Origin of the sequence: Streptomyces profundus (assembly GCF_020740535.1) — a bacterium.
In the GTDB taxonomy this organism is placed as follows: Bacteria; Actinomycetota; Actinomycetes; order Streptomycetales; family Streptomycetaceae; genus Streptomyces; species Streptomyces profundus.
The window spans coordinates 4,812,533-4,832,201 of record NZ_CP082362.1 but is presented as its reverse complement, the minus strand read 5'-3'; the positions used below and the strand labels follow the sequence as shown (position 1 = coordinate 4,832,201).

The following is a 19,669-nucleotide window of genomic DNA, read 5'->3' as shown; positions in this document are numbered from 1 at the left end:
AGGCAACGGCATGGCCATCTACACGCTCCCCGACCTCCCCTACGACTACGCCTCCCTGGAGCCGGTCATCAGCGGGGAGATCATCGAACTGCACCACGACAAGCACCACGCGGCCTACGTCAAAGGGGCCAACGACACCCTGGACCGGCTCGCCGAGGCGCGGGACAAGGACGCCTGGGACTCGATCAACGGGCTGGAGAAGAACCTCGCGTTCCATCTCTCCGGCCACATCCTGCACTCCATCTACTGGCGCAACATGACCGGTGACGGTGGGGGCGAGCCGCTGGAGAGGGACGGCACGGGGGAGCTGGCGGACGCCATCGCCGAGTCGTTCGGCTCCTTCGCGAAGTTCAAGGCCCAGCTCTCCAAGGCCTCGGCGACCACCCAGGGCTCCGGCTGGGGCGTGCTGGCGTTCGAGCCGGTCAGCGGGCGTCTCGTGGTGGAGCAGATCTACGACCACCAGGGGAACGTCGGCCAGGGCTCCGTTCCGCTGCTGGTCTTCGACGCCTGGGAGCACGCCTTCTACCTCCAGTACCGCAACCAGAAGGTGGACTTCGTCGAGGCGATGTGGCGCGTGGTCAACTGGCAGGACGTCGCGGCCCGTTACACCGCGGCCAGGACCAACGCCGCCGCGCTGACGCTGGCGCCCTGACGCGGCGCGGCGACCTTGGGCCCCGGTTCCGCCCGATCGTCTTCTCACGCCCCGCCGGGGTGGGGCGGGCCGGTCACGGGAGCGGCCCCCGCGCGGAGGCATCGCGCGGGGGCCGTCTCACATGCCCGAGGTGATCCCAGGTCGGGCGCCGGGCGCTCAGACGTCGAACTGGGGGCCCACGTCCCTGGTCCGCTTGATCTCGTAGAAGCCGGGCGTGCTCGCCACCAGCAGCGTCCCGTCCCAGAGCCGCGCCGCCGCCTCGCCCTTGGGCGCCGGGGTGACCACCGGGCCGAAGAAGGCGATCGGCTCGCCGTCGGCGCCGGGCACCGAGATCACCGGGGTGCCGACGTCCTGGCCGACCAGGTCGATGCCCACCTTGTGCGAGGCCCGCAGCTCGGTGTCGAGGGCGTCGGACTCGGCCGCGTCGGCCAACTCGGCCGGCAGGCCGGCCTCCTCCAGCGCCTCGACGAGCGTGGCGCGGTTCTTCTCCAGGCCCCGGTGGTGGAAGCGTTCGCCGAGCGCCGTGTAGAGCGGGCCGAGCACCTCGTTGCCGTGCGCCTGCTCCGCCGCGATACAGACCCGCACCGGGCCCCAGGCCTCGCGGAGCAGCTCGGCGTACTCGGGGGGCAGCTCGTCCAGCTTCGGCTCGTTGAGCACGGCCAGGCTCATCACATGCCAGCTGACCCGCACCGGGCGGACCTTCTCGACCTCCAGCATCCAGCGGGAGGTCATCCAGGCCCAGGGGCAGAGCGGGTCGAACCAGAAGTCCGCCCGCACCACGTCCCCGGTCGCGTTCTCCGCCATCTGTGTCTCCTCTTCGCAGGGTTGTCGGGCGCGGCGGGACCCGGACGCGCCGCGCCCCGCGTCGTGGCCAACACGACGTGCGCCGATCGCATTCCACCGTGCGGCGTCCGGCCTCCCGTGACATGCTGACACGCGCCCGCGCGAGGAACGCCGGGCCGAGGCCTTTCACGCCGGCCCAGCGCGAGGCGGAAAGAAGCACGTCACAACAGGGAGTCATAAGCGTGCCCGGAGAGAACCTCACCCGCGACGAAGCCCGCGAGCGGGCCAGGCTGCTGACGGTGCACGGCTACGACGTCGCACTCGACCTGCGCGCCGCCACCGACCCGCCACCGGCCGAGGGGCCGCGCACCTTCCGCTCCACCACCACCATCCGCTTCGCCAGCGCCGAGGAGGGCGCCGACAGCTTCGTCGACCTCCTCGCCCCCCATGTGCACTCGGTGACCCTCAACGGAGCCTCGCTGGCGACGGACCAGGTCTTCGACGGCACCCGCATCACGCTGCGCGCGCTACGCGCGGAGAACGAGCTGGTGGTGGACGCCAGTTGCGCCTACAGCCACACCGGCGAGGGGCTGCACCACTTCACCGACCCCGAGGACGGGGAGATCTACCTCTACACCCAGTACGAGCCGGCCGACGCCCGGCGGGTGTTCGCCAACTTCGAACAGCCGGACCTCAAGGCGCCGTTCTCCTTCCGGATCACCGCGCCCGCGCACTGGGTGGTGCTCAGCAACGGGGCCGAGGAGCGGCGCGAGGAGCTGACCGGCGGCACGGCGGCGACCTGGCGGTTCGCGACCACGAGGCCGATCTCCACCTACATCACCGCGGTCGTCGCCGGCCCCTACCACTATGTCGCCGGCTCCTACCGGCGCCGCCTCGACGACGGCGAGACGCTGGACATCCCGCTGGGCGCCCTCTGCCGCAAGGCGCTGGCCCCGCACTTCGACGCCGAGACGATCCTCGACACCACCCGAAGCGGCCTGGACTTCTTCCACGACCACTTCGGCTACCCGTACCCGTTCGGCAAGTACGACCAGGCGTTCGTCCCCGAGTACAACCTCGGCGCGATGGAGAACCCGGGCTGCGTCACCTTCCGCGAGGAGTACGTCTTCCGGGGCCGCACCACCAGGGCCGCCTACCAGGGCCGGGCCAACACCCTGCTGCACGAGATGGCGCACATGTGGTTCGGCGACCTGGTGACCATGGAGTGGTGGGACGACCTCTGGCTCAAGGAGTCCTTCGCCGACTACATGGGCGCCTACGCGCTGGTCGAGGCGACCGAGTTCAGCGGCGGCTGGATCAGCTTCGCCAACCGCCGCAAGGCGTGGGCCTACCAGGCCGACCAGCAGCCCACCACGCACCCCGTCACCGCCGACATCCGCGACCTCCAGGACGCCAAGCTCAACTTCGACGGGATCACCTACGCCAAGGGCGCCTCGGTGCTCAAGCAGCTGGTCGCCTATGTCGGGAAGGACGCGTTCTTCGAGGGCGCCCGCCGCTACTTCCAGCGCCACGCCTACGGCAACACCACGCTGCGGGATCTGCTGGCCGTGCTCGGCGAGACCTCGGGCCGGGACATGGCCGAGTGGGCCGCCGCCTGGCTCCAGACCGCCGGCGTCAACTCCCTCACCCCGCAGGTCACCTACGCCGCCGACGGTCGGATCACCGAGCTGTCCGTGCGGCAGGAGGCCGACCCCGCCCACCCCACGCTGCGCCCGCACCGGATCGCCGTCGGCCTCTACCGGCGGGAGAACGGCGTCGGCGCGCTGACCCGTTACGCCCAGGCCGAGATCGACGTGGCCGGCGAGCTCACCGCCGTGCCGGCCCTCACGGGCGCGGAGCGGCCCGAGCTGATCCTGGTCAACGACGAGGACCTGAGCTACTGCAAGACCAGGTTCGACGAGGACTCGCTGAACACCCTGCGCTCCCGTCTGGGCGATATCGAGGACCCGTTGGCCCGCGCCCTGTGCTGGTCGGCGCTGTGGAACCTCACCAGGGACGCGCTGCTGCCGGCCCGCGACTTCCTCGCGCTGGTACGGGACTTCGCCGGCGCCGAGTCCGAGATCGGCGTGCTCCAGATGGTGCACGCCTGGGCGGGCACGGCGCTGCACTCCTACACGCCGGCGCCGCGCCGCGCCGAGGCCGGCGCGCGGCTGGCCCAGGCCGCGCTCGGCGAGCTGCGGCGCGCCGAGCCGGCCAGCGACCAACAGCTGGCCTGGGTCCGCTTCTTCGCCAGCAGTGCCACGTCCGACAGCGACTTCCAGCTGCTGTCCGGGCTGCTCGCCGGCAACGCCAGGATCGACGGGCTCGACGTCGACCAGGAGCTGCGCTGGCTGCTGGTCAAGGCGCTGGCCGGCGGTGGCCGCGTCGGCCTGGACGAGATCCAGGCCGAACGCGCCAGGGACGACACCGCCTCGGGCAACCGTCACCAGGTCCGCGCCCTGGCCGCGCGCCCCGACGCCAAGGTCAAGGAGGAGGTCTGGGCCGCGGTGGTGGAGAGCGACCGGCTCTCCAACGCGCTCGTCGAGGCGAGCATCGACGGCTTCGCCGAGCCGGACCAGCGGGAGCTGCTGGCGCCCTATGCCGAGCGGTACTTCGCCGTCATCGGGGACGTCTGGCGGGAGCGGACCATCGAGATCGCCATGGACATCGTGCGCGGTCTCTTCCCCGCCTTCCAGGACTCGCCCGAGACCCTGGCCGCCACCGACGCCTGGCTGGCGGCCCACGAGTCGGCGCCGCCGGCCCTGCGACGGCTGGTCATCGAGGCCCGAGCCGATCTGGCCCGCGCCCTCGACGCCCAGGCCGCCGACGTCTGACCCCGACGCCGTGCGGCCGGTGCGCGCCGGCCGCACGGCGTCAACCCCCTCGCCAGGGGGAACGTTTGCCCGAAGCGCGGCGGGATGTCGCTGTTTCTCCACGGCTGTGTAACAGAGGTAGCCGAACGGGTGCCCAGCGGGAATCGCCGGTGCATGAACCACGACGTGCCGCTCACGCCTGGACAACGGCCCGAACTCGCCGACGCAGCACGGCGGGTGACCACCATCGAAGCGCTGCGCGCCCAAGGGGTCTCCCCCGCGGCCACCCGCCGCCGCTGCCGCCCCGGCGGGCCCTGGCAGATGCCGCTCCCCGGCGTGGTGCTGCTGCACGCCGACCCGCCGGACCGACCCGAACTGCTGCACGCCGTCCTCCGCTACACCGCAGGCGGCTCCGGCGAGGCCGTCCTCACCGGCCTCGCCGCGCTGGCGCTGCACGGGCTGGCGCTGCACGGACTGGCGAGGGCGCCCGAACCCGGCGCGCCCGACGACCGGGTCGACGTACTGGTCCCGCACACCAGGCGGCTGCGTTCCGTCGGGCCAGCGCGGATCACGCGCACCGCGCGGCTCCCCCGACCGGTACGGGTCGCCGGCCTCCCCGTCGCCCCCGTCGCCCGCGCGCTGGCCGACGCGCTCCCGCATCTGCCGGACACCGCCAGGGACCGGCTGCCGCTACACGAGGCGGTGCGCCGTGGCCACTGCGAACCCCGGTCCCTGATCGCCGAGTTGGACCACGCCGGCTGGCTGGACGACCCCGGCGTCGCGGTGGCCGTCGACGACCTCCTCGCGGCCGGCCGACCGGCCGCCGAGGACCTGCTCTTCCACATGGTCCGCCAGGGCGGGCTCCCCGACCCCTGCTGGAACGTCGCCCTCTGGCTGCCGGGCGGGCCCTTCCTCGGCCGGGTCGACGCCTACTGGCCCGAGGCGGCCGTCGCGATCCACCTCGACACCCGCGTCCCCCGCCAGCGCGGCCAGCGGCCCACCCCCCGGGACGCCGAACGCCACCGCCGCGAGCAGACCCTCAAGGGGCTCGGCGTGACGCTGGTACGGATCCCGCCACGCGCCCTCCAGACATCCTGGCGCCGCCAGGCCACAGCGGTCCGCGCCGCCCTCCAGGCCGCGGCCACCCGCCCCACCACGGACTGGGTCGTCGTCCTCCCCCACTGAAGCCCTTGCCAGGGCGGCCTCGACCACGGACCGCTACCCACCCCGACCCGCCCGAAGCCCCGGCCCCCGGGCCGGCCGAAGGCTGGGGCCCGACGGCCCCGGGCCGGGAGGCCCAGGGGCCGGGGCCGGGGGGCCGGGGGCTCGGGGGCCGGGAGGCCCGGAGGCCCGGAGGCCCGGAGGCCCGGAGGCCGGGAGACCGGGCGATGCGGGGCCAGGAAGCCCCGGGCCGGAGGCCAGGGGGCCAAGCACCGGGAGGCCCAGGGGCCGGGGGCCACGGGACCGGAGCCGGGAGGCTCGGAGGCCGGAGGCCGCAGTACCGGGGGCCGCAGGGCCGGGGGCCGCAGGGCCGGGGCCGGGAGCCGGGAGGCCCCGGGCCGGGAGACCGGGCAATGTGGGGCCGGTAGGCCCGGAGGCCCGGAGACTCGGGGGCCGGGAGGCCCAGGGGCCGGGAGACCCAGGGGCCGGGAGACCCAGGGGCCGGGAAGCCCAGGGGCCGCGGGCCGGGAGGCCCGGAAGCCCAGGGGCCAGGAGCCGGGGGCCGGTAAGCCGAGGGCCGGGGGCGCCCCAGCCGGGAGACTCGGGCGCCGGGCGCCGGGAGGCCCAGGGGCCGGGAAGCCCAGGGGCCAGGAGCCGGGGGCCCGGAGGCCCAAGGGCCGGGGACCGGGGGCCGGGAGACCGGGAGGCCGGGAGGCCCGGAGGCCCGGAGGCCCGGAGGCCCAGGGGCCCAGGGGCCGGGAGGCCGGGAGGCCCGGAGGCCCAAGGGCCGGGGGCCCGGAGGCCCAGGGGCCGGGGACCGGGGGCCGGGAGACCGGGCGATGCGGGGCCAGGAAGCCCCGGGCCGGAGGCCAGGGGGCCAAGCACCGGGAGGCCCAGGGGCCAGGAGCCGGGGGCCCGGAGCCCTGAGACCGGAGCCGGGAGGCCCAGGGACCGGGGGCCACGGGACCGGAGCCCTGAGACCGGAGCCGGGAGGCTCGGGGGCCGGGGGCCGCAGTACCGGGGGCCGCAGTACCGGGGGCCGCAGGGCCGGGGCCGGGCGCCGGGCGCCGGGCAGCCGGAAGGCTGAGGGCCGCGGGCCCAGGGGCCGGGGGCCGCGGGGCCGTCCGCGCTCTGCGGGAATGGGAGCCGGGTCGGTACGAGCGCAAGCGCGCGGCGCGGGCCGGGGGTCCGGCGAGAACGCGCAGCACGCGGCGCTCAACCGACGGCGAGGCCGAAGGCCCACGCCCGGAGCCGAAAGATCGAGCCGGGGCCGGCCGCGCTCCGTGCGGCGGGAGCCGGGCCGATGGGGCCGCGCAAGCGCTCGAACCGAACTCAGAAGATGGGAAGAGACCGGAGCCCCGGAGCCGGGAAACCGGGAAGGCGGAACGCCGGCAGGCCGAGAAGCCCGGCCGTTTCCCGGCCCTCAGGGCCAGCGGCCCGCGCGGGCCGGCAACGCTGAGGAGCCACCCCGAGCCGCTCAGCGCCGGAGCCGACCGGCCGGACGACTCCGGACGTCGTAGGCGCGCGGCGACATGGCGGACCGACGGCCCGCCGTGAACGCACGGTGTCGTCCCGGGCAGGGCCGAAGGCCCGCTTCGGTGCCGGGCCCGACGCTCAGCCACCCGGACGCGCAGCGTCCTCCCAACAGGGCCGAAGGCCCGGGTCGGTACCGGCCCCGTCGGCCGCGCCCCACGCGCGAGTGGGACCGCCGCGGCGCAACCGCTCCACGCCCCAGCCGGATGGCCCCCACCCCGGGCCCGATGCCCAGTCGCCCGGGCGCCGGGTGCGTGGACAGAGGGCTGCTCCGGGCCGCGTGGGGGAGTCCCGTACCGGGGCGCGGTGGGGGCGCTGCTCAAGGCAGCCGGGTTCCGGCAACGTGCGAGGATGACGCCGGACGACGGCCTCCCCCAACGCGCCGCATTCATCGCAGACAGGCAGACAGAAGGAGAACCAGGTGCCCGGTACGAACCTGACCCGGCAAGAGGCCCAAGAGCGCGCCGAACTGATCAACGTTGACAGTTACGAGATCACGCTCGATCTGTCCGCTGCGCCGCAGGGCGGCACCTTTCCCTCCCGCACCACCATCCGGTTCACCGCACACGAGGCCGGGTCCACGTTCGTCGACCTGGTCGCGCCCCGCGTGGCCGAGGTGGTGCTCAACGGGGCCGCGCTCGATCCGGCCGAGGTCTTCGCCGACTCCAGGATCGCGCTGCCCGACGTCGTCGAGGGCGCCAACGAGCTGCTGGTCGTCGCCGACTGCGCCTACACCAACACCGGCGAGGGGCTGCACCGTTTCGTCGACCCGGTCGACCAACAGACGTACCTCTACACCCAGTTCGAGGTGCCGGACTCCCGCAGGGTGTTCGCCTGCTTCGAGCAGCCGGATCTCAAGGGGACGTTCACGTTCACCGTCACCGCCCCCGAGGGCTGGACGGTGATCTCCAACTCGCCGACGCCCGAGCCGGCGGAGAAGGTGTGGCGGTTCGAGCCGACGCCGCGCATCTCCACCTACATCACCGCGCTGATCGCCGGCCCGTACCACGCGGTGCACAGCACCTGGGAGGGCAACGGCCGTTCCGTGCCGCTCGGCCTCTACTGCCGGCCCTCGCTCGCCGAACACCTGGACGTCGAGGCGATCCTCTCCGTCACCCGGATGGGCTTCGACTGGTTCGAGGAGCAGTTCGACTTCCCGTACCCGTTCGCCAAGTACGACCAGCTGTTCGTCCCCGAGTTCAACGCGGGCGCGATGGAGAACGCGGGGGCCGTCACCATCCGGGACCAGTACGTGTTCCGGTCCAAGATGACGGACGCGGCCTACGAGGCCAGGGCCGAGACCATCCTGCACGAGCTGGCGCACATGTGGTTCGGCGACCTGGTCACCATGGAGTGGTGGAACGACCTGTGGCTGAACGAGTCGTTCGCCACCTACACCTCCGTCGCCTGCCTGGCGCACGCGCCGGGCAGCCAGTGGCCGCACGCCTGGACGGGGTTCGCCAACCAGCTGAAGACCTGGGCGTACCGGCAGGACCAACTCCCGTCCACGCACCCGATCATGGCGGACATCAGCGATCTGGACGATGTGCTGGTCAACTTCGACGGCATCACCTACGCCAAGGGCGCCTCGGTGCTCAAGCAGCTGGTGGCCTACGTCGGCAGGGAGGAGTTCTTCCAGGGCGTGCGGACGTACTTCAAGCGGCACGCCTGGGGCAACACCCGGCTGACGGACCTGCTGGCCGCGCTGGAGGAGACCAGCGGCCGGGATCTCAAGGCGTGGTCCCGGGCCTGGCTGGAGACGGCCGGCATCAACGTGCTGCGCCCGGTGGTCGAGGTCGACGCCGACGGTGTGATCACCCGGTTCGTCGTCCAGCAGGAGGCGCCGCCGCTGCCCGCCGGCGCCAAGGGCGAGTCCACGCTGCGCCCGCACCGCATCGCGATCGGCCTCTACGACCCGGTGGACGGGGCGCTGGTGCGCACCGACCGGATCGAGCTGGACGTGACGGGCGCGGAGACGGAGGTGCCCGCGCTGGTCGGCAGGGCACGGCCCGCCGTGGTGCTGCTCAACGACGACGACCTGTCGTACGCCAAGGTCAGGCTCGACCCGGAGTCGACCGCCCAGGTCGCCCGCCGCGTCGGGGACTTCACCGAGTCGCTGCCCCGGGCGCTGTGCTGGGCCTCCACCTGGGACATGACCAGGGACGGCGAGCTGGCGACCCGCGACTACCTGTCGGTGGTGCTGGCCGGCATCGGCAAGGAGACGGACATCGGCGTCGTCCAGTCGCTGCACCGTCAGGTCAAGTTGGCGCTGGACCTCTACGCCGCCCCCGAGTGGCGGGCCGAGGGCCTGGCCATCTGGTCGGCGGCGACCCTGGAGCGGCTGCGCACGGCCGAGCCCGGCAGCGACCACCAGCTCGCCTGGGCCAGGGCGTTGGCGGCCACCGCGCGTGCCGACGACGAACTGGCGTTGCTGGCCGGCCTGTTGAACGGCAGCGCCGAGGTGCCGGGGCTCGCGGTCGACACCGATCTGCGCTGGTCGCTGCTGCTGCGGCTGGTGGCCACCGGCCGCGCCGACGAGGAGGCCATCGCCGCCGAGCTGCGGCGCGACCCGACCTCGGCCGGTGAGCAGCACGCGGCGGCGGCCAGGGCCGCCAGGCCCACGGCCGAGGCCAAGGCGGCGGCCTGGCAGGCGGCGGTGTTCGACGAGAGCCTGCCGAACTCCATCCGGGAGGCGACGATCGGCGGCTTCACGCAGACCGACCAGCGGGAGCTGTTGGCGCCCTACGCGAAGTCGTTCTTCGAGGTGATCGAGGACGTGTGGAAGAACCGTAGCCACGAGTCGGCGCAGGCGATCGCGATCGGCCTCTACCCGGCGACCCAGACGTCACCGGAGACGCTGGACGCGACGGACGCGTGGCTCACGGCGACGGAGCCCACGGCGGCGCTGCGCCGGCTGGTGACGGAGTCGAGGGCCGGCATCGAGCGCGCGCTGCGCGCCCAGCGGGCGGACGCGACGGCCTGACGGCCGCGTTCGGCCGGGCCCCGACAGGGCCCGGCCGGGGCCCGGCGAGGCGCCGGCGCCCGCGAGTGGCCCCCTCCGGCCCGGTGCTATCGAAGAGCCCGCAAGCACGGACCCACCACGGACCGCCCCCAACGTGAACAGCAAACGGATCCCGCGCCCAAGCACCGCCGAAAAGCCCGCACATGCGGGATCGCGGCGCATCACCCCGGGCATGAGCCACGAACGAACCCTCCGCCCGGACGCCACCGAAGGGCCCGCGGATCCGCCGGAAAGGCGTCAGCGCTTGCGTTCGCCGAGGACGACGGCGCCGGCGATCAGCGCGAAGAGGACGATGGGCGCCACCACGAACAGGCCCAGCGTCTCGGCGACGCTCAGGCCGGTGCCCGGGTCGTCGCCGTCGTCGCGGTGCAGCGCCGCGTGGGCGGCCGGGGAGGACAGCGTCATCAGCAGCACCGTGCCGAGTGATACCGCGGCGGCACGCTTCTTGTTCATGTTGACCACGCCCCCCACACTAACGAACGCCCCGCGCCGGCCGTGGCTCAGGGCCCCGGGTCGCGCACCGAGGCGACCAGCCGGGCCAGCCGGTCCGACGCGGTCAGCTCCTCCAGGGTGACCGGGCGCCCGGTCGCGTCGGCCAGCGGCAGGCGCCAGTTGGGGTACTCGCGCCAGGTGCCGGGAACGTTCTGCGGGCGGCGGTCGCCCAGGCCGTCGGGCAGCCAGACGCCGACCAGCCGGGCGGGGGTCAGCGCCAGGAAGCGGTAGGCGGCGACGATCCACTCCTCCTCGCCGACACCGCCGACACCGCCGACACCGCCGACACCGCCGACACCGCCGGCCGCGCCCCCGTCGCCCCCGTCCAGCAGCCCCATCCGGCGGAAGGTCGCCAGCCAGTCCCGCACCTCGGCCTCGGCCTCGGCCACGGCGCGGTCGGGCTCGGCCAGCAGCCCGAGCCGCCGCCGCAGCCGGACGTCGGAGCCGTCGAACCGGCCGGCGGTGGCCGGCAGATCGTGGGTGGTGACCGTGGCCAGGCAGTTGGCGCGCCAGTCCGCCGGGTCGAGCGGCGGGCGTCCCTCGCGGTCCCAGTGGCGTTCGAACCACAGCACCGAGGTGCCGGCGACGCCGCGTTCGGCGAGCCGCTCCCGCACGCCGGGCTCGACCGTGCCCAGGTCCTCGCCGACCAGCACCGCGCCGGCGCGGTGCGCGGCCAGCGCCAGCACGGCGAGCATCGCGTCCGCGTCATAGCCGACATAGGTGCCGTCGCACGGCTCGGCGCCCCGGGGGATCCACCAGAGCCGGAACTGTCCCATCACATGGTCGACGCGCAGCCCGCCGGCGTGCCGGGCCAGCGCGCCGGCCAGCTCAAGGCAGGGCGCGTAGCCGGTCTCGGCCAGCGCGTCGGGGCGCCAGGGCGGCAGGCCCCAGTCCTGGCCGCGTTCGTTGAACGTGTCGGGGGGCGCGCCGACCGACATGCCGTCGGCCAGCACGTCCTGGCCGGCCCAGGCGTCGGAGCCGTCGGGGTGGACGCCCACGGCCAGGTCGTGCAGCAGCCCGATGCCCATGCCCGCCTCCCTGGCGGCGCGCTGGGCGTCGGCCAGCTGGGTGTCGGTCAGCCAGGCCAGCCAGCGGTGGAAGTCGACCAGCGGCCGGTGCGCGCGCCTGGCCCGCGCCGTCTGGGCCGTGTCGGGGCGGCGCAGCCCGGCGGGCCAGCGGTGCCAGTCGGGTCCTTCCACCTCGGCCAGGGCGCACCAGGTGGCGTGGTCGGTGAGGGCCTGACCGCAGGCGTCCCGGTAGGCGCGGAAGGCGGCGGCCCGTTCGGCGTCGAGCGGCACCGCGTGCAGGATCTCAAGCGCGGCGCGCTTGGCCGCCCAGACGGCGTCCCGGTCGATGGGGGCGCGCTCGTCCAGCACCGCGTGGCGCAGCCGGGCGGCCCGTGCCAGCAGCGGCGCGACGCGCCCGCGCGCCGCCGCGTCCAGCGCGGCGTACTCGGGGATGGCCTCGATCCGCAGATGCACCGGATCGGCGAAGCGGCGGGTGGCCGGGCGGTAGGGGGACGGGTCGACCGCCTCGCCGGCCGCGGCGGGAACGGCCGCGTGCAGCGGGTTGAGCTGGAGGAAGCCGACGCCGAGGGTGGGGCCGGCCCAGCGCGCCAGATCGGCGAGGTCCACGAGATCGCCCATGCCCCAGGAGCCGCGCGAGAGCAGCGAGTAGAGCTGGACCATCAGCCCGATGTCCCGCGCCCGAGCGGTGGGCGCGGTGTCCGGGGGAACGAGGACGGTGGCCTCGGCGGCGCGCCCGTCGGGGGCCAGCGCGCGCAGCGTGTGCCGCCCGATGGGGGGCGGCGCCGCGTCCAGCGGGCGGCGGGAGCCGTCCTCCAGGGTGAGGGTGAACGTGGTGCCGGCGGGCACGGGCGGCGGGGCGACGGGGGCGCTGGGGCTGGCCACCAGGGTGGGGGGCAGCAGCCGCTCGGCCTGTTCGGCCCGCCGGGCGAGCGCAGCGCTGATGGCCTCGGGGCTGCCGGCGTCCACGCCGAGCGCCGCGAGCACGGCCACCACCGTTTCCCTGGGGACCTCGATGGACTCCCCCGGCGATGGGGCGTAGGAGGTGGCCACCGAGTGGGCGGCGGCGAGCCGCGCCAGGGCGTCCATCAGACGCCGATGGCCTCCGCGCCCCCGCGACCGCTGGGCTCGGAGACCAGGGGCGACTGGGCGGCCAGGGGCTGTTCCGAGGTGAGGGGGGCGAGGTCGCCGAGCGGGGGCTCGCTGGTCAGCGGCACCTCACGGGCGGCGGCCTGGGCCGGGACGCCGATCATCGGGGGCGGGCCCTGCGGGCTCACACGTTTGCTTTTGCACTGGTTCCTAGTGGCAACGGCCACGGGGGTCTCCGTTCAGGGACGGCAGTCGTCTTGGGTGGTGCTCTACCCAGTGAACGTCATCGCATCCGTGGCCGCGACGGGAAAGCGGCGTACCTCACGTCGGTCCGCGCGAGAAATCTTGTTGCCCGAGGCCCGGCACACCCCCGTTTTTCGCGACCGGACGGGTCCCCGTCCGGGAGCCGGCGCGGCCGTCCGAACGAGTGAGGGGCCCGCGCCGGGGACCCCGCCGGGAGGGGGGCGACGGCGGGCGGGCGTCAGACGGACTCGGCCGGCTCGCTGGGCTTGACGGGCTTGGCGGGCTTGGCGCCCTTGCCCGCGCGGACCGGATGGGCCTCGATCCTGGCCAGCGCGTCATCGGCGCCATAGGGCCGCAGATAGGGGAGCCAGCGCGGGTCGCGGTGCCCGGTGCCGATGATGCGCCAGGCGAGACCCGAGGGCGGCCCCGGCGGGTGGCGCAGCCGCCAGCCCAGCTCGGCGACCTGCCGGTCGGCCTTGATGTGGTTGCAACTGCGACAGGCCGCGACGACGTTGTCCCAGGCGTGCTGGCCGCCCCGGCTGCGCGGGATCACATGGTCGACGCTGGTGGCGACACCGCCGCAGTAAGCACAACGGCCGCCGTCCCGGGCGAAGAGCGCTCGTCGGGTCAGCGGCACGGCGGTGCGGTAGGGGACACGCACGAAGCGTTTCAGTCTCACCACGCTGGGGGCCGGAATGGCGCTGCTGGCGCTGCGCATCAGCAGCCCCGAGCTCTCCAGGCTGACCGCCTTGTCGTTGAGCAACAGGATGAGTGCGCGGCGGACCGGTACGACGCCCAACGGCTCGTACGAAGCGTTGAGGACCAAGACGTGTGGCACGAACGCCCTCCGTTTCCGTCGGCGGCACGTGGCTCGCGCCGTGACGATCTCCCTCAGTGTGTCGTGGGCAGGGGCACCGGCGCCACCACGATCCGGGAATGTGTCCCATGTGTCATCCGCCACGTCCGTCCCGGGTTTCCCCTCACCCCCGCCTGCCCCTTCGCCCGCTGGGCGGGTTCGGGCCGCCGCCCGGCCCCCTTCCCGAGCGGGCCGCGGCCCCGGGCCGATTACGGTTGACCGCGGCACGGGGCGACGGACGGGTGAGCTGAGAGGGCCGCATGGGCAACTGGGAGACGTGGCTGGCGGTGGCGCTGCGCATTCTGCTGATCACGGTGATCGCGTTCTCCGTCCGCTTCGTGGTGCGCCGCTCGCTGAGCCGGCTGATCGCGCGGCTCAACCGCGAGGGCGAGAAGGACAGCAAGCGGCGGGCGGCGCGCGGCGGCCGGCTGGTGAACGCGGAACGCCGCCGGCAGCGTTCCGAGGCCATCGGCTCGGTGCTGCGCAGCGCCGCCTCGGTGCTGATCCTGGGCACGGCCGGTCTGATGGTCCTCTCCCAACTGGGCATCCAACTCGGCCCGCTGGTGGCCAGCGCCGGCATCATCGGCGTGGCCATCGGCTTCGGCTCCCGCAATCTGGTCACCGACGTGCTGAGCGGGATGTTCATGCTGTTGGAGGACCAGTACGGCGTGGGCGACACGATCGACGCCGGCGAGGTCACCGGCACCGTGCTGGAGATCGGCCTGCGGGTGACCACGCTGCGCGGCGAGAACGGCGCCATCTGGTACGTGCGCAACGGGGAGATCAAGCGGGTGGGGAACCTCAGCCAGGGGTGGGCGACCGCCTCGGTCGAGGTGGCGGTGGCGTCGGACGCGGATGTCGCGCAGGTCCGCAAGCTGATCGAGGAGGCCGGCGCCGAGATGTCGGCGGCCGAGCCGTGGAACGAACTGCTCTGGGAGCCGGTGGAGGTGCTGGGCCTGACCTCGGTGGCGCTGGAGTCCATGGTGCTCAAGGTCAGCGTGAAGACCCCGCCCGGCAAGGCGGAGTCGGTGGAGCGGGAGCTGCGTTGGCGCATCAAGCGCGTGCTGGACGCGGCCGGCATCTCACAGGTGGACGGGCCCGCCGTCTCGCTGGCCAAGCCGACGGAGTGACGGGCACCGGCGACCCCCCTCCCGGCCGGGGGAGCTCTGGACCAGATTGGCTTCCTCCCCCTCGTGAACGAGGGGGATTCCTACGGCTCGCGCCGTGGGGTTTTCTGCTTCGTCGCCGACTGCCCGCCCGGAGTTCTCCGTTGAGGTCTTACACCAGCTCCACAGACAGACACCGTCAGCCCGACGGCCAGCAGGTTGCGCGCCGCGTTCACGTCACGATCATGGGTCGCCCCGCAACCGCCGCACGTCCAGACCCGGACGTGCAGCGGCATCCCACTCCGCACGGCGCCACAGGTCGAACACAGCTTGGAGGAGGGAAAGAAACGGTCGACCGCGATCACTTCCCGCCCATACCAAGCCGCCTTGTACTCCAGCATGCTCCGGAACTCCGACCACCCCGCGTCCGAGATGGCGCGGGCCAGAGAATGGTTTCGCACCATGTTCCGAACCGCGAGATCCTCGATCACGAGCGTTTGGTTCTCACGCACGAGTCGAGTGGTCAGCTTGTGCAGGTGATCACGCCTGCGATCAGCGATCCGGGCATACACCTTGGCGACCTTCCGGCGGGCCTTGGTGCGGTTGGCTCCCTCGCCCTTGGCCTTGCGGGCCAGCCGCCGCTGGGCCTTCGCGAGACGGGCACGATCGCGGCGCTCGTGCCTGGGGTTGGTGATCTTCTCCCCCATGGAGAGCGTCAGCAGATGATCGAGCCCGACATCGATACCCACGGCCGTGTCGGTGGCGGGGAGCCGCTGAATGGTCGGGTCCTGGACCAGCAGGGACACATACCAGCGTCCGGCGGCGTCCTGGGAGACGGTCACCGTGGACGGCGACGCCCCCTCGGGCAGCGGACGCGACCACACGATGTCCAACGGCTCCGCCATCTTCGCCAAGGTCAGGCGCCCCTCCCTGAAGCGGAACGCGGAGGTGGTGTACTCCGCCGACCTCCGCGACCCCTTCCGCGACTTGAAACGCGGGTACTTGGCTCGCTTGTCGAAGAAGTTCGTGAACGCCCCCTGGAGGTGCCGAAGCGCCTGCTGGAGCGGGACGCAGGAGACGTCGTTGAGGTAGGCGAACTCCTCGGTCTTCTTCCAGGCCGTCAGCATCGCCGAGGTCTGGTGGTAGTTCACCCGCTCCTGCCGCGTCCACGCTTCCGTACGCGCGGCGAGGGCCAGGTTGTAGACCTTCCGCACGCATCCGAAGGTGCGCGACAGCTCCGCCGCCTGCGCATCCGTCGGATAGCAGCGGTACTTGAACGCCCGCTTCACGTGCGTGGTCTTCACAGTTCACATGATAAGGGCTCAATTAGTGGTGTACCGCCGGTCGTTGCTGGTAGACGCCGGTCCGCCCTGACGGCGAACCGGCTTCCCCTGCCCTGCTCCGCAGGAGCTTCGTTTCCACCCCCGGCTGAAGCCGGGGATATCCACGAAGGAGTCCCGATGACCGCCATGCACAACACCGGACCCGTCGCCGTTCGCGGCTACCGCCCCAGTGACCGCGCCGCGCTGGAGGACATCTGCATACGCACCGCCCACGCGGGTGAGGACGCCACCGGCCACTTCGCCGAGCCGGAGATCTTCCCGGCGATCTTCGCGACGCCGTACGCCGAGTTGGAGCCCGAGTCGGCCTTCGTCGCCGACGACGGCGAGCGCCCCATCGGCTACATCGTGGGCACCGCCGACAGCACCCGGTTCTTCCGCGAGTTCCGGGAGCGCTGGCTGCCGGGCGTCGCCGCGCGCTTCCCCGCGCCGGCCGGGCCGCCGGCCGGCCGGGACGAGGGGCTCCGTCATCTGCTGCACCACGCCGAGGCGATGCTGGTGCCGTCGATCGCCGCCGAGTACCCGGCGCATCTGCATATCGATCTGCTGCCCGAGGGCCAACACCGGGGCCTCGGCAGCCGGTTGATGACGACGTTCGTCGACGCGCTGCGCGAGCGCGGAGTGCCGGGGCTGCACCTGGGTATGAACCCGGCGAACACCAGAGCGGGCGCCTTCTACCGGCGGATGGGCTTCCACGAGATCCCACCCCCGGACGGAAGTTCGGAGACCGTTTTCTTCGGCCTGCGGCTCTGAGGGCTCCGGCCCGCGGCGCCCGGGGTCCGAAGATCGCGAATGCGACAAGATCCGGGCAAGTGCGGTGTGGTCCGGCACGCCAAACGGCATACTGCTGGCCGTGGCCCATGCCGACATCGCGAGGGGGAGGGCCCACCACGTGACCCAGCCACCGACCGCCCCGCCCGCGTCCGGGCCCCTTCCGCCGGCGCCGCGCGCCGGGGACGTGGCTCAGCGGCCGGCGCCCCCGGTCGGCCCGCCCCCGCCCCCGCCGCCACCCGCGCCGCCGCGCCGCCGCAGCGCGTTCGTGGAGAACGCCGGCCGGCTGCGCGCGGCCGTGGGCACCGAGCCGGGCCGACTGCGCCTGATCGGGGCGGTGTTGGCCGGGTTGACGCTGCTGTTCGGGCTGAGCACCTACGCGCAGCTGTCGGAGCGGGCCGAGGCGGCCAAGACCGCGCGGGAGAGCAGTCAGCCGCTGAGCCGCGCCGCCGCCGAGATCTACCGTTCGCTGGCCGACGCCAACACCACGGCGGCCAGCGGCTTTCTGGCCGGCGCCGCCGAGCCGACCGAGGTGCGCGACGGCTATACGAGGCATATCAACAACGCGTCCGAGCTGCTCTCCTCGGCGGCCGGGCGCGGCGGTGGCTCCCCCCGGGCGGAGGAGTTGATCTCCCACCTCAACATCGAACTGCCGCGCTACACGGGCCTGGTGGAGGCCGCCAGGGCCAACGACCGGCAGGGGCTGCCGCTCGGCAGCGCCTATCTGCGCTACGCCGACCTCCAGATGCAGGAGGTGCTGCTCACCTCGGCCGCCGACCTCTACCGGCTGGAGACCGCCCGCTACCAGCGGGATCTGGCCGACGCCCGCTCCTGGCCATGGCTCTCGACGGCGCTGGGCGGGGCCGCGCTGCTGGCGCTCGGCTGGGCGCAGTGGCGGCAGTACCGACGCACCAACCGCGTCCTCAACCCCGGCCTGGTCGCCGCCAGCACCGCCACCGTGCTGCTGTTGGGCTGGCTGGTCGGCGCGCAGAGCCTCGCCAGATCGGCGCTGAACGACGCGGAGAACGGCCCGGGTCGGGCGCTCACCACGCTCAGCGACGCCTGGACGGAGGCGCTGGTGGCGCGGGGCTCGGAGAACCTGACGCTGGTGTCGCGCGGCGGCGACGTCCCGATCCGGCGTGAGGCCTCCAGCACGGACTTGACCACGTTGGAGCAGGAGTACCAGGAGTCCATGGACCGGCTGCTGGCCGAGCCGGACGGTCCGGAGAGCGGGCTGCTCAGGCAGGCGCTGACCCGCGCGGGAGGCGAGGCGGGCCGGGCCCCCGTGGCAGCCGCGATCGAGGCCGCCGAGGAGTGGCGGCAACGGCACCAGGACGTCGTCGAGGCCGACGTCCTGGGCGACTACGACCTGGCGATCGAGCTGGTGCTCGGCGAGGAGAACTCGACCGGGCAGTCCTTCGACCGGGTGGACGCCGAGCTGGAGACGGCGGTCGAGCATCAGCAGCGGGAGTTCCGGGCGGCGGCCGGCAGCGGCGTCAACTGGCTGGGGCCACTGCCCCCGGTGGCCGCCGGTCTCGCCCTGCTCGCCGGCGCCGCCGTCGTGCTGGGGATCGGGCGCCGGCTGGCGGAGTACCGGTGAACGGGGCGAGCGGTCGCCGCCGGCCGACGCCGCACGGCGGGCACGGCGGGCACGGCGGGCACGGCGGATGTGACGACCCGAGGTGAGCGGGCCACCGGAAGGCGAACGGAGGGTGGGGACCATGCGGCGGACGAGACGTAGGGACGGCGGTCGCGGACTGGCGCCCGACTGGCGGGCGTTGCTGCTGGGCGTCGCCGGGCTGGCGCTGGCCGGCACGATGGTGGTCGGCTCGCTGCCCGAGGGGTCGACGGCGTCGCCCGGGCCGCCGGAGAGCCGGGCGGGCGAGACCGGCGCGGCCACCCAGGCCAGGACGCACGATCCGGTGCCGCTCGCCGAACCCGAGGAGTGCGGGGACGACGAGCCGTTCGATCCGGCGGAGTCCCCGCTGGGCGCCGACCGCACCCTCGGCGACGCGGTGAGCGCGATCAAGGACGCGGGGGAACTGGTCGTCGGCGTCGACCAGAACAGCTACCGCTGGGGCTACCGCCACCCGGAGTCGGGCGATCTCATCGGCTTCGACATCGACCTGGCCCAGGCCATCGCCGAGGACCTGCTAGGCCCCGACCCCAGGGTGATCTTCCGCGCCATCCCCACCGCCGAGCGGGAGGCGGCGCTGGAGCGCGGCGATGTCGACATGGTGGTGCGCAGCATGTCGATCACCTGCGACCGGCTGCGACATGTGGCCTTCTCCATCCCCTACTTCGACACCGGTCAACAGCTGCTGGTGCCGGGACACTCGGGGATCACCGGCCTCGACGAGACGATCGACGGCCTGACGGTGTGCAGCGCCAGCAGGTCCACGGCCAACGTTGAGCTGGTCCGGCGCGACCACGGCGCGGAGTTGATGGAGATGCCCAACCACCTCGACTGCCTGGTGCAGGTCCAACTCGGCCTGGCGGACGCCCTGATGACGGACAGCGCGCTGGCCGCCGGGCATATCGCGCAGGACCCGTCGATGAAGCTGGTGGGAGACGAGCTGACCACCGAGTCCTATGGTGTGGCGATGCGGCCCGACGACGAGGACCTGGTGCGCTGGGTGAACGCCGTGCTGGAGGAGTACCTCGGCGACGAGGACGACAGCCGCTGGCAGGATTCCTTCGACGAGTGGCTCCGCGACTACCTCCCACCCAACGCCGTCACCCCTCCCGAGCCCCGCTACCGGGACTGACATACCCCGCACGCC

Annotated in this window: 14 protein-coding genes; 8 read left to right on the top strand and 6 right to left on the bottom strand. The window is 73.6% G+C overall.

All coding sequences use genetic code 11. The features are described from left to right. The first annotated feature begins 10 nt into the window (after nucleotides 1-10). Nucleotides 11-652: a superoxide dismutase gene (locus K4G22_RS21295; RefSeq protein ID WP_228081914.1), complete on the top strand. Its 642-nt coding sequence runs from the start codon at nucleotides 11-13 to the stop codon at nucleotides 650-652. A 156-nt stretch (nucleotides 653-808) separates the two neighbouring features. Here the strand turns inward: K4G22_RS21295 and K4G22_RS21290 are convergent, their stop codons facing one another. Further along, complete coding sequence (locus K4G22_RS21290) at nucleotides 809-1,456, bottom strand: DsbA family protein (protein WP_228081913.1); 648 nt, start codon at nucleotides 1,454-1,456, stop codon at nucleotides 809-811. Between the two features lie 221 nt (nucleotides 1,457-1,677). Here K4G22_RS21290 and pepN (K4G22_RS21285) point away from each other — a divergent pair, with 221 nt between their 5' ends. The 3 genes from pepN (K4G22_RS21285) to pepN (K4G22_RS21275) all read left to right on the top strand — a co-directional run bounded on the left by pepN (K4G22_RS21285) (nucleotide 1,678) and on the right by pepN (K4G22_RS21275) (nucleotide 9,925). Continuing rightward, nucleotides 1,678-4,269, top strand: a complete 2,592-nt coding sequence (gene pepN / locus K4G22_RS21285) for an aminopeptidase N (RefSeq protein ID WP_228081912.1) — start codon at nucleotides 1,678-1,680, stop codon at nucleotides 4,267-4,269. Between the two features lie 153 nt (nucleotides 4,270-4,422). Next, a complete protein-coding gene (locus tag K4G22_RS21280; protein ID WP_228081911.1) occupies nucleotides 4,423-5,433 on the top strand; it encodes a hypothetical protein in 1,011 nt (336 codons plus the stop codon). A 1,930-nt stretch (nucleotides 5,434-7,363) separates the two neighbouring features. Continuing rightward, nucleotides 7,364-9,925, top strand: coding sequence for an aminopeptidase N (gene pepN / locus K4G22_RS21275; RefSeq protein WP_228081910.1), 2,562 nt, complete (start codon nucleotides 7,364-7,366; stop codon nucleotides 9,923-9,925). A 276-nt stretch (nucleotides 9,926-10,201) separates the two neighbouring features. On the opposite strand, the gene K4G22_RS21270 is transcribed toward pepN (K4G22_RS21275), so the two are convergent. The 4 genes from K4G22_RS21270 to K4G22_RS21255 form a co-directional block, all read right to left on the bottom strand. Next, nucleotides 10,202-10,417, bottom strand: coding sequence for a hypothetical protein (locus K4G22_RS21270; protein ID WP_228084178.1), 216 nt, complete (start codon nucleotides 10,415-10,417; stop codon nucleotides 10,202-10,204). 47 nt (nucleotides 10,418-10,464) lie between these two features. Further along, the gene (gene malQ, locus K4G22_RS21265) at nucleotides 10,465-12,570 is read right to left on the bottom strand and encodes a 4-alpha-glucanotransferase (protein ID WP_228081909.1); all 2,106 of its coding nucleotides are present in this window, start codon (nucleotides 12,568-12,570) and stop codon (nucleotides 10,465-10,467) included. Then, nucleotides 12,570-12,758: a hypothetical protein gene (locus K4G22_RS21260; protein WP_228084299.1), complete on the bottom strand. Its 189-nt coding sequence runs from the start codon at nucleotides 12,756-12,758 to the stop codon at nucleotides 12,570-12,572. Before K4G22_RS21260 ends, malQ begins: the two co-directional genes overlap by 1 nt. Nucleotides 12,759-13,051: 293 nt before the next feature. Then, nucleotides 13,052-13,651, bottom strand: a complete 600-nt coding sequence (locus K4G22_RS21255) for an HNH endonuclease (protein WP_228081907.1) — start codon at nucleotides 13,649-13,651, stop codon at nucleotides 13,052-13,054. 278 nt (nucleotides 13,652-13,929) lie between these two features. Between K4G22_RS21255 and K4G22_RS21250 the strand changes: the two genes are divergently transcribed. Continuing rightward, the gene (locus tag K4G22_RS21250; RefSeq protein WP_228081900.1) at nucleotides 13,930-14,799 is read left to right on the top strand and encodes a mechanosensitive ion channel family protein; all 870 of its coding nucleotides are present in this window, start codon (nucleotides 13,930-13,932) and stop codon (nucleotides 14,797-14,799) included. 80 nt (nucleotides 14,800-14,879) lie between these two features. Here K4G22_RS21250 and K4G22_RS21245 read toward each other — a convergent pair whose 3' ends face one another. Further along, on the bottom strand, nucleotides 14,880-16,079 hold the full coding sequence (locus K4G22_RS21245) for an RNA-guided endonuclease InsQ/TnpB family protein (protein ID WP_228081899.1): 1,200 nt from the start codon (nucleotides 16,077-16,079) through the stop codon (nucleotides 14,880-14,882). Nucleotides 16,080-16,235: 156 nt separating this feature from the next. Here K4G22_RS21245 and K4G22_RS21240 point away from each other — a divergent pair, with 156 nt between their 5' ends. From K4G22_RS21240 to K4G22_RS21230, 3 genes are all read left to right on the top strand, one after another. Continuing rightward, nucleotides 16,236-16,868 (top strand): GNAT family N-acetyltransferase, encoded by a 633-nt coding sequence (locus tag K4G22_RS21240; protein WP_228081897.1) that lies wholly within the window; start codon nucleotides 16,236-16,238, stop codon nucleotides 16,866-16,868. 139 nt (nucleotides 16,869-17,007) lie between these two features. Continuing rightward, entirely contained in the window at nucleotides 17,008-18,486 is a 1,479-nt protein-coding gene (locus K4G22_RS21235) for a hypothetical protein (RefSeq protein ID WP_228081894.1), read from the top strand. Nucleotides 18,487-18,607: 121 nt separating this feature from the next. Beyond that, nucleotides 18,608-19,654 (top strand): glutamate ABC transporter substrate-binding protein, encoded by a 1,047-nt coding sequence (locus K4G22_RS21230; protein WP_228081893.1) that lies wholly within the window; start codon nucleotides 18,608-18,610, stop codon nucleotides 19,652-19,654. Nucleotides 19,655-19,669 lie beyond the last annotated feature (15 nt).